The sequence below is a fragment of the Burkholderia sp. Tr-862 genome, assembly GCF_011753085.1.
Lineage (GTDB): Bacteria > Pseudomonadota > Gammaproteobacteria > Burkholderiales > Burkholderiaceae > Burkholderia > Burkholderia ambifaria.
The window spans coordinates 1-2,625 of record NZ_VWWG01000326.1; the positions used below are offsets into that span (position 1 = coordinate 1).

A 2,625-nucleotide genomic window follows, 5' to 3' on the forward strand; every position below is an offset into this window, starting at 1 on the left:
TCCCGCCTGCCCCGCCAGCGCCACCCGCCCCTTCGCCCGGCATGCCGGCCGACGACGCACGCCCGCCACCGCGCGGCATCGCGCTCGACGAGATCGCGCGCGGGATGCAGCACGCCGCCGCCGCCGCGAACCAGTTGCTCGCGCACCAGTACACGGCCGTGCTCGACCAGTTCTTCGACCTGCGCGACGACGGCCTGCTCGCGCCGCGCGAGGTCACGGTCGCGCTCGACGCGGAGCACACGATGCCGGTGCCGCTCGTCGCGCTTGCCACGCCGCGCGGGCTCGCGCTCGACCGGATGATCGTGCACCTGACCGTGCGCGGCGACTTCACGGAGGCGCTGCCGGCCGGCGGCGTCGCGGGCGACGACGACCAGCGCAGCCGCTTCTATGTGACGTTCGCGCCGCGTTCCGGGAAAAAGGATGCGCAGGGCAACGCGCGGCAGCGCGACACCGAGCACATCGACATCGAAATGCAGTTCGCGGCGCTGCCGCCGCCCGAAGCGATCATGCGCGTGATCGACGAATACACGCATCGCCTGGTGCCGCGCGCACGGCCGGGCAGCAAGGAGAACGACGATGGCGAACCGGCCTGAACGCACCGGTGCGCAGGGCATCGCGCTGATCAAGCAGTTCGAGGGGCTGCGCCTCGCGCGCTATCTCGACGCGGTCGGCAAGCCGACGATCGGCTACGGGCACCTGATCCTGCCGAACGAGCGCTTCACGCGCCCGCTCACGTCCGCCGAAGCGGAGGCGCTGCTGCGCCGCGACCTGCGCGGCGCCGAGCTGAACCTGCGCAAGCTGCTGCATGTGCCGGTCACGCAGCAGCAGTTCGACGCGCTGATGTCGTTCGTCTTCAATCTCGGCGCGGGGCGGCTGCGCTCGTCGACGCTGCTGCGCTACCTGAACGCCGGCACGAGCGCGCGTGCGGCCGACCAGTTCCTCGTCTGGAACAAGGCCGGCGGCAAGCCGCTCGCGGGGCTCACGAAGCGCCGCCAGGCCGAGCGCGCGCTGTTTCTGTCATGAGCGTCGTGACGCCGCACCGGCCGAACGTCACGGGTCGCCGCGCATGCCGTTCGCGCCATTTCGCAAGTCGTCGCGTACCCGTAAGCTGAAACCGTCGCTGAAGTCCGGTCTTGCCGTACCCGATCCGTTACAACGATTCGTCATCCGCCATTCGCCACGACAGGAGTCCCGCATGAACATCACTCGCTCGCCCGGCCGCACGATGCCGTCCCGCTTCGCCGTTTCGCACGCGCTGCGCCGCGCGCTGCGCACCGCCTGCGTCGCCGTCGCCGCCGTGACTTCGGTCGCGCCGTACGCCGTCGCCGCTTCCGCCGATCCGTTGCCCGCCTATGCGGCCGACCTGCAGCGCACGTCGGTGTCGGGGCTGTCGTCCGGCGGCTTCATGGCCGCGCAGTTCGACGTCGCGTTCTCGAGCCGGCTGATCGGCGCGGGCATCGTCGCGGGAGGCCCGTTCTATTGCGCGGGCGTGAACGCACTGATCCCGCCGGTGGTGGCCGCGGCCACGCTGTGCATGCAGCCGATCGGCCCCGCGCCGTCCGCGGCCGATGCATGGCGCGCCGCGCGCACCTTCGCGCAGCGTGGCGAGATCGACGATCCGGCCGCGCTGCGCAGCCAGCGCATCTACGTGTTCAGCGGCGCGAAGGATACGGTGGTGTCGACGCGCGTCGTCGACCAGACCGCGCGCTTCTACACGCTCGCGCAGGTGCCGGCCGCGAACCTCCAGTACCGCGCATCGCCGGATGCCGGGCATGCGTTCATCACGAACCGCCCCGAGGACAACGCGTGCAGCGCGAACGCGAGCCCGTATATCGACAACTGCGGCTTCGAACAGGCGCACGACATCGTGCGCTGGATCTACGGCACGCCCGACAAGCCGCTCAATCCGCCGGCGGCGCAGGCGGGCGGCAAGCTGCTGGCGTTCGACCAGCGCGCGTTCGATCCGCGACGCACCGCGTCGCTCGGCGATACCGGCTATGCCTACGTGCCGGCCGATTGCGAGCGCGTGACGTGCGCGGTGCACGTGGTGTTCCACGGCTGCGTGCAGAACGTCGCGACGGTCGGCGAGCGGATGATTCGCGGCGTCGGCTACAACGAGATCGCCGATACGAACCGGCTGATCGTGCTCTATCCGCAGGTCGAGAAATCGGCCGTCAATCCGGCCGGCTGCTGGGATTTCTGGGGCTATACGAGCGCCAATCCGCTCAATCCCGGCTTCTACCGCCGCGACGCGCCGCAAATGGCCGCCGTGATGCAGATGGTGCAGCGCCTCGGCGCCGCGCGTCAGTAATCCGCGTAGCGGCCGCCATCACGCCGTCATTGCTTCTTCATCGCGCCTTCATCACGAGGAATCGCCATGTTCTCCACGTTCATCGCCCAATGGGAACGCGCGCACGCCGACGCGCTCCAGCTGTTCGGCAAGCTCGCCGCGCAGACGACCAGCCCCGGCGGCACGCCCGGCGGCCCCGCGTGGCGCGCGTTCGCGCATACCGCGCTGCTCGCCGGCCACCGCTACACGGATGCCTGCCAGGCCGCGACCGACGCGTGGTGGCGCGGCCAGCTCGAACGGTTCGGGCTCGGCGGTTCGGCCGCCGCGGTCAAGGA

The 2,625-nt window shown here is 70.7% G+C and carries 3 protein-coding genes and 1 pseudogene; all 4 read left to right on the forward strand.

All coding sequences use genetic code 11. The annotated features are described in order from the left end of the window. Positions 1–41 precede the first annotated feature (41 nt). Positions 42–593 (forward strand): DUF2589 domain-containing protein, encoded by a 552-nt coding sequence (locus F3J14_RS34450; protein WP_105786828.1) that lies wholly within the window; start codon positions 42–44, stop codon positions 591–593. After that, positions 577–1,023: a lysozyme gene (locus F3J14_RS34455; RefSeq protein ID WP_166726695.1), complete on the forward strand. Its 447-nt coding sequence runs from the start codon at positions 577–579 to the stop codon at positions 1,021–1,023. Before F3J14_RS34450 ends, F3J14_RS34455 begins: the two co-directional genes overlap by 17 nt. Before the next feature lie 172 nt (positions 1,024–1,195). Then, positions 1,196–2,311: a poly(3-hydroxybutyrate) depolymerase gene (locus F3J14_RS34460; RefSeq protein WP_166726696.1), complete on the forward strand. Its 1,116-nt coding sequence runs from the start codon at positions 1,196–1,198 to the stop codon at positions 2,309–2,311. A 66-nt stretch (positions 2,312–2,377) separates the two neighbouring features. Next, positions 2,378–2,625: pseudogene (locus tag F3J14_RS34465) on the forward strand (hypothetical protein); the annotation flags it as partial.

Excerpts from the sequence above, each read along its gene's own strand:
- F3J14_RS34455 (WP_166726695.1), top strand. The coding sequence starts at position 577 with ATGGCGAACCGGCCTGAACGCACCGGTGCGCAGGGCATCGCGCTGATC.
- F3J14_RS34450 (WP_105786828.1), top strand. The coding sequence starts at position 42 with ATGCCGGCCGACGACGCACGCCCGCCACCGCGCGGCATCGCGCTCGAC.
- F3J14_RS34460 (WP_166726696.1), top strand. The coding sequence starts at position 1,196 with ATGAACATCACTCGCTCGCCCGGCCGCACGATGCCGTCCCGCTTCGCC.